The organism is Pseudomonas sp. CM25 (assembly GCF_013179705.1).
In the GTDB taxonomy this organism is placed as follows: domain Bacteria; phylum Pseudomonadota; class Gammaproteobacteria; order Pseudomonadales; family Pseudomonadaceae; genus Aquipseudomonas.
The window spans coordinates 1-7720 of sequence record NZ_JABMCW010000268.1; the positions used below are offsets into that span (position 1 = coordinate 1).

The window sequence follows — 7720 nt, forward strand, 5'->3', positions numbered from 1 at the left end:
GCCGAGCAGGTCGCGGGCCTGGGCCTTGACCACTTTCCAGGTGGCCATGCCGCCGATTTCGTGATCGTCGCCGGTGCCGAACTTGCCATCGGCGCCCAGGTCGCGGTTGGTGATCAGCCGGCCCGTGGCGACCGGACCATCGGCAGTCATCATGTACGCGCGCAGGAACACCTGGTGCGAGGGGTGCGAGCTGTAGGTCTGGTTCTGGTCCACGAACGGTGTGGTGGTGTTGCTGTGCTCGTGAATGTCGTCGGCGTTGCCCAGGATGCCATCCGGCCCAGGCAGGTTGGTGGCGCGGGTCACCACCATGAAGTTGGTGAAGCCGCCCGGCACATACAGCGGGTCGTCCGCTTGCAGCGGGATGTAGATAGTGCCCGAGCCGCCCTTGGTGACCAGGTCCAGCCCGTGGTCGAAAAACTGCCCGAAGAAGGTCATCCAGGCGTTGAACGGCGCCGACAAGCCGGCATCGGCAGCGGTGTTTTCGAACAGGTACACGTCGTGGTCGTCGCCGGTGCCGAACTGGCCGTCCAGGCCCGGGCTGGCAACCACGCGCACGCCGTCCTTGAGCACATCGTCGTTGCCCGGCGTGCCGAAGTTGAGCACGCCATCCGCGCCAGGGTCGTAGGCAGTGGCGTAGGCGGCCGGGTTGTTGGAGGTCTGGTCGACGATCAGGTTGCTGATGGTGCGCGGCTGCGAGTCGAACACTGCACCACTGATCTGCTGGTACGACGAACCCGGTATGGCGGGCGAGCCTGGGCCGAAGAAGCCGGCGGGTGCACCCTCGGCCGGGTTGAATACCGGGTCGCTCAGGCGCGGGAATACAGCGTCGGCAGCACCGTACTGGGTGTGGTTGTTGCCGTTGAGGTTCATCAGGTTGTTGTTCGAGCCATCCACCGCCCGCAGGCCCAGCGGCGCGCGGATGTTGGGGATCAGCGAGAGGATGTCCTGCCCATGGGCATCGGCTTCGGCGATCTTGATCTGCTCAAGAATGAAGTTGAGGTCGGAGCGCACCATGTGCAGGCCGGCGCCACCGTCAGCCGCGTCCACCACCGGCGTGGCCGGCGTCGGCAGCACAGGCGCACCGGGCTGGACCACGCCGGTGGGCTGGGAGAACAGCACTTCCGTGGTGCCATGGGCGTCCTGGTAGATCGCCTTGACCCGCAGGCTCAGCCCCGCCAAGTCCGGCGACACCTTGAACGCGGTGCCATCGGCGCTCTGGAACGCCAGGTCACCGGCTGGCAGCAGGATGATGTCTTCGAACACACCGCTGCCAGGGTCGGCTTCGAACTGCCAGTAGTACGACACCGAACTGTTGGCCAGCGTGCCGAGCGGGTTGCCTGCAGCAATGTTGTCGGCATCACGCACGCCTGCCACGCTCACTGTCAGCATGTCGCCCACGGTGATCGCGCCGCCGTTGCCATCGGTGACCGTGGGGCTGCCGGTAGCCTGCGCGTTCAGCCCGGTCACCAGCACGCGCTGGCTGTCGGCAAACTGCAGACGTTCGACATGCAGCAGGGTATCGATGCCGTCACGGCCGGCCACGGTATCGGTCACCGTCCAGACGTCATCGGAAACGTCGAGCGTACCCTTGGTGTTCTGGGTCACCACGTACTCGCTCTGCACACCCGAGAACACCGCCGTGTCGAACGCAGCCCCGCCCGTCGAGGTGCCGGGCAGGATTTCGCGTACTGCCTTGAGCTGCCCAGGGTTGTAGGTGCGGTCAAGCATGAACGGGATCATGTCGACCATGCTGTCGAAACTGGCGATCTCGGGGCCGCTGTGGTTGACGTCGCCTGCGGCATACACCGCGATGCGCACGTTGATCCACTTGTCACCGTCGATCAGGTCATCGCCGCCACGGCCTTCGATCAGGTCGCTGCCATTGCCGCCGAGCAGGATGTTGCCGGTGGCAAAGCCGGTGGTGGGCAGCCCGGCATCGCTGAGGAACTGCTGCAGGCCGCGTATCAGCGCGACGTTGGTCAGCGCACTGCCGGTGGCACCGCCGTGGTTGAGGATGGTCACGGCATCGACGTCATCGCCCTTGAGCACGTCGGCGAATTTCGAGCCTGATACGCCCTCGACTTCGGCGAAGCGGTCAAGGATGGAAGCCGGCGAGGCGCCGACCGGGTTGAACACGCCGGCGTTCTGGTTGGGTGCGTTGCCATGGGGCTGCGCAAGGGCGGCCAGGCTCAGGTCGACGGTGACGCCAACCTGGTCATTCTTGTAGGTCACCCAGTCGAACCCGGACATGCCGTCCATCTTGTCCTGGGCATCACTGCCGACAAAGATGTCGTCGCCCCCTTCGCCGATCATTTCGTCAAAGCCGCCGCCACCGACGAAGATGTCGTTGCCGACCACTTCGTCACCCAGCAGCGGCGCGAAGTTGTCGCCAGGCGCACCGTCCTGGGTGCCCTTCTCGATCCAGTCGTCGCCCTCGTTGCCGGTAGGTGGCAGGTTGGTCTTGGCGCCAAGGATGAAGTCGTCGCCCTGGCCGCCGAAGGTGGTGCTGATGTCCTCGGTGGTGATGATGAAGTCCTGGCCGTCACCGCCGAGAATCAGGTTGCCGGCAACCCCCATGCTGCCGGCGACGATCACGTCGTTGCCGGCATTGCCTTCCAGGCGGTTGTCGCCAAACGAATCGGTGATGATGTCGTCGCCCGCGCCACCCAGCACCGCGTCGTTGCCAGCGCCGCCTTCCAGCACATCGTCGCCTGCATCACCATAGACGGTATCGTCACCGTCACCGGAGATGATGATGTCGTTGCCGGAAGTACCGCCGAGCACCACGTGGTCTTCACCGGTGTAGTGCAGGTAGTTGCTGTCTGGCCCGACGGTATCGGGGTTGTCGCGAATCACCAGCGGGACGATCTCTACCCCGTTGATCTCGATGCCGCCAGTCGGGTCGGCCCTGCCGTCCGTACCCAGCCCGGTGAACTGGTTGGCCTGGTTCACCTCAAGGGTAAAGGTCGGCGTGAGGAACACGGTGTTGGACAGGTGGGTGACGTCGGAGTTGAGCATGATCAGCTTGGCGAAGGAGTTGTTTTCCAGCTCCGTGCCGAAGTTCATGCCCGCCGTGCGTGACAGGTAGTAGAAACGGTCGCCGTTCTGCAGCGCTTCCAGCTGGGTTTCGAAGACGAAGTTGAAGCTGGAGCCGAGCATGCCGCCGAACGGCATTTTCTTCTCGGCCAGGCCGCCGACCCAGAAGTCGATGGCATCGACGCCCGTTACGGTAACCCCGCTGATGTCGTCGGCCGTGCCGGCGATGCCGTCCTTGCCCGCCAGCGTCACGTTGGCGTAGGCGCCGGTGCCGTTGAGGAAGTCCAGACGGTCAGCCGGTGCACCGCTGCCGCCAAGCACAAGGGCCACTGCGGCGGCGCGCTTGGCCGCTTCGGTGGTAGCCCCGGTAATGCTGCTGTGGGTGCCGTAGGCGGCAATGAAGTTGATCAGCGACGCCGGATGCTTGAGGTGGTCGGCAAAGTCGGCCCAGCTGATGTAGGCCTTCAGCTGGCTGTCGCCGGTGGCGGCGTAGAACTCGCGGCGCGCCTCGTTCAGGCTGGGGATGCCGGTGTCGCGGCCACGGGCGATGTTCAGTGCGGGCAGGTCCAGCGGCAGGCCGAGCAGGTTATTGCGCAACGCCTCGGTGACGAACTCGTCGATCTCGTTGCCCAGCTGGCGAGTGACGCCACGGATGATCGCCCCCGCCGCTTCGTCGGCGGTGGCACCGCTGCCGGCGAACGCCAGGGGGTTGAGGAAGGCGGCGATCAGGCCCAGTTGCTGGTCGGGATTGTTCGGGTCGCCCGATACCGGGTTGAACGCCGGGTCGAAGCGGTCGACGGTTTCGGTCAGCATCGAGTGGCCGAAGCGGTACACCACATGGGCGAACTCGGCCAGGATCGCCGGGTTGATCGACGTGTCGTAGCCGTTGGGGGCGAGGAATGCGTCGATCTGCGGCTGGATGGTGCGGGCGAACTCTTCGAACACCAAATGCTGGTACTGCATTTCGGTGCCGAACTTGGCAGCCTGGAACAGCCGCTCGCCGTCCCATACCAAGGCGGCGATGCCGGCGGGCGTGGTGGGGATGGCGGTGACATCGTCGATCAGCCATTCGTTGAGAAATGCCACGTCGCCTGCGGCCAGCAGGGTGTCCTTGGTCTGCTGCACCTGGCGGTTGTGTTCGGAGTGGAACACGTGGTGAACGGCAGTAAGGCCGATGTTCTCGTTGACCCGGCCGTCACCGGCAATGTAGTGGGCATCGAGCAGCTCGTTGTCGTAGGTCAGGTTGTTGCCGCCCTGCCCCACAGGCTGCGCATTGCCGACCAGGGTATCGGCGTCGGCGTGCAACACCCCACCCACCACCACCGGCTCGGCGTTGTGTGCAATGTCGTCGAGGAAGGCATGCCCGGTGCGCACGGCATTGGCCAGGCTGATGGGCGCGGCACGGTCGCCTTCGACCAGCGTGGTGACGTCGTCAGCGGTGCCGGCAATGCCGTCGGCGCCATTGTTCACGCGCATCACCACCTGCGGCATGCCGTTGGGGCCACGCAGGAAGTTGCCATACGCATCGGTGGCCAGAAGCGGCACGCTGTGCACATCGGCGTCGGTCAGGTTGATGCCGAGCAGGTCGCGGGCCTGGGCCTTGACCACTGCCCAGGTGGCCATGCCACCGCCTTCGCCATTGCCGTCGTCGCTGGTGCCGAACTTGCCATCGGCGCCCAGGTCGCGGTTGGTGATCAGCCGCCCGGTGGTTACCGGGTCGCCTGCGGCGTCGAGCATGTACTCACGCAGGAACACCTGGTGCGAGGGGTGCGAGCTGTAGGTCTGGCTCTGGTCGACAAACGGCGAGGTGGTGTTGGGCTGGCCATCGTCGGCGGTACCCACCACACCATCGGCGCCGGCAGTGCGTACGGCGCGCGACAGCACCATGAAGTTGGTCGGGCTGTTGGCGTTGTACAACGGATCGTCCGGGCGCAACGGGATGAACACGATGTCGCTGCTGCTCTTGGTGACCAGGTCCAGGCCATGGTCGAAGAACTGGCCGAAGAAGGTCATCCAGGCGTTGAAGCCGGCGGTAAGGCCGGCATCTGCCGAGACGTTGGGGATGAAGAACACCGGTTTGTCGTCAGCCGTGCCGAACACCCCGTCGATGCCGGGGCTCATCATCGGGGCGGCGCCACCGTTGGCCTCTACCGCAGCCGGGTTGTTGGCTGTCTGGTCGACGATCAGGTTGCTGATGGTGCGCGGTTGCGCATCGACGACCGTGCCGGTGCCTGCATAGCTGGCACGGTACGAGGCGTCGAGCAGGCGCAGGAACGCGTTGTCGGCTGCGCCGAACTCGCTCTGCCCGGCGACCAGGTTGTTGTAGCTGCCATCGACGGTGCGCAGGCCGAACGGCACCTGGCCGTTGGGCAGCAGGTCGATCAGGCTGGCGCCGGCAGCGTGAGCTTCGGCGATGAAAATCTGCTTGAGGATGAACTCCAGGTCCGACTTGCTGAAATTGGCCATTGCAATTGCCCTCGATCAATCGGGAGAAATCTCAGGGCAACAGGGTCCGTCCCGCGCCCAGTCAGTGTTGACGTGCGCAGTTTCTGTATGAGGGTTCTGGGGACCGGTGGGCGGTGTCGTAATGACGCCCCTGGCCTCATCGCCGGCAAGCTGGCCCCCGCCGAAACGGCGGAAACCCTGTTAACTGTGCGATACAGCGGTGTAACGCACATGCATCGCCCCCGACTCGCACAGGGTCCGAATACATCAGACTAAAGTCGTAGGCGAAAAGCTTGTCAATATCCCGTCAAAAAAATCGTCCACCGATGGTAATGCGATGCAACTAGCTGTTTTCCCGGTACTTATGAAAAGTTCAAAGAATTTATAGAGCGAAAAGATATTACTGGATGTTTCATTGCAACCTACGCTGCTGCATGTGGGAGCGACGCAGCGTTCTGGATTATTCGCCCTGAGAGCGACCCGTCTGCGAGCCGACCAAGAAGCCACAACTACCGCCGTACGGGGCGCCGCAAGGGCTTCCCGATTTGCGATGAAGGGAGGCCCCCGATGCCCAAGGCACCGCGCACCCGTTCCGAACTGGCCGATGCGCTGTTTCGCCTGCGCCGCAGCTTTTACGCCCTGGGCGCCTTCAGCGGCGTGATAAACGTCATGATGTTGACGCCAGCCGTTTACATGCTGCAGGTGTACGACCGCGCTCTGGTAAGCCGCAACGTCACCACCCTGGCCATGCTCACGCTGTTGGTAGTGGGGCTGTTCCTGCTGATGTCGGCACTGGAGATGATGCGCACCCGCGTGCTTATCCGCGTCGGCAACTGCCTGGACATGGACCTCAACCGCCGCATCTTCAGCGCCGCCTTCGAGCGCAACCTGAGCCGCGCCGGCGGCAACCCGGCCCAGGCCCTGCAGGACCTGGCGCAGGTGCGGCAGTTTCTCACCGGCAACGGCCTGTTCGCCTTCTTCGACGCGCCGTGGACACCGATCTACCTGCTGGTCTGCTACCTGATCCACCCGCTGCTGGGGCTGGTCACGATGATCGGCTCGCTGATCCTGGTGGGGCTGGCCTACCTGACTGAAAAGGCCACGCAAAAGCCATTGGCCGAAGCCAACCAGGCAGCCCTGTCATCGGCCAGCTACGCCAACAACAACCTGCGCAACGCCGAAGTGATCGAAGCCATGGGCATGCTGCCGTCGATCGGCAAGCGCTGGTTCCAGGGCCACTTGCGGATCCTGCAGATGCAGACCCTGGCCTCCGACCGCGCCGCGCTGATCAGCAGCACCGGGCGCTTTGTGCGCATCACCTTGCAATCGGTGATCCTCGGTACCGGCGCGCTGCTGGCGATCGAGGGCAAGATCACCCCCGGCATGATGATCGCCTGCTCGATCCTGACCGGCCGCGCCCTGGGGCCGGTGGAACAGGTGATCGCCTCGTGGAAGCAGCTGCTGGGTTGCCGCCTGGCCTGGGGCCGGCTCAACGACCTGCTGCAGGACTACCCACAGCGGCCACCGAGCATGTCCCTGCAGCGGCCGATGGGCATGTTGGCGGTGGAAAACGTGATTGCCGGCGCCCCGCGCACCAACACCACCATCGTGCGCGGGGTGAGCTTCAGCCTGGCCGCGGGTGACAGCCTCGGCATCATCGGCCCGTCGGCTTCGGGCAAGTCCACCCTCGCCCGCCTGCTAGTGGGCGTGTGGCCCGCCCAGGCCGGCAAGGTGCGCCTGGATGGCGCCGACATCTTCACCTGGAACAAGGCCGAGCTCGGCCCGTGGCTAGGCTACCTGCCGCAGGACGTGGAGCTGTTCGAGGGCACCATCGGCGAAAACATTGCGCGCTTCGCCGAGGTGGACAGCGATGCGGTGATCCGCGCCGCACGCAGCAGCGGCGTGCACGACATGATCCTGCGTTTCCCGCAGGGCTACGACACCCGCCTGGCAGCCGATGGCAGCCCGCTGTCTGGCGGCCAGAAGCAACGCATCGCCCTGGCCCGCGCCCTGTATGGCGAGCCCAACCTGGTAGTGCTGGACGAGCCCAATGCCAACCTTGACGACCTTGGCGAGAAGGCCCTGGTGGATGCATTGACCGAGCTCAAGGCGCGCGGGGCCACGGTAGTGCTGATTTCCCACCGCCCCAATGTGCTGTGCGCAGTCGACCAGGTGCTGATGCTGCGTGACGGTGGGGTACACATGCTGGGCAGCCGCGATGAAGTGTTCGCGGCGCTGC

At 64.8% G+C, this 7720-nt stretch carries 2 protein-coding genes; one reads left to right on the forward strand and one right to left on the reverse strand.

Going from position 1 to position 7720, the window contains the following annotated elements:
- Positions 1–5502: peroxidase family protein (locus tag HP546_RS22475; protein WP_306125486.1), on the reverse strand; the 5502-nt coding region annotated here is incomplete at its 3' end.
- Between the two features lie 546 nt (positions 5503–6048).
- Between HP546_RS22475 and HP546_RS22480 the strand changes: the two genes are divergently transcribed.
- A partial coding sequence (locus tag HP546_RS22480; protein WP_172229623.1) for a type I secretion system permease/ATPase occupies positions 6049–7720 on the forward strand: 1672 nt, incomplete at its 3' end.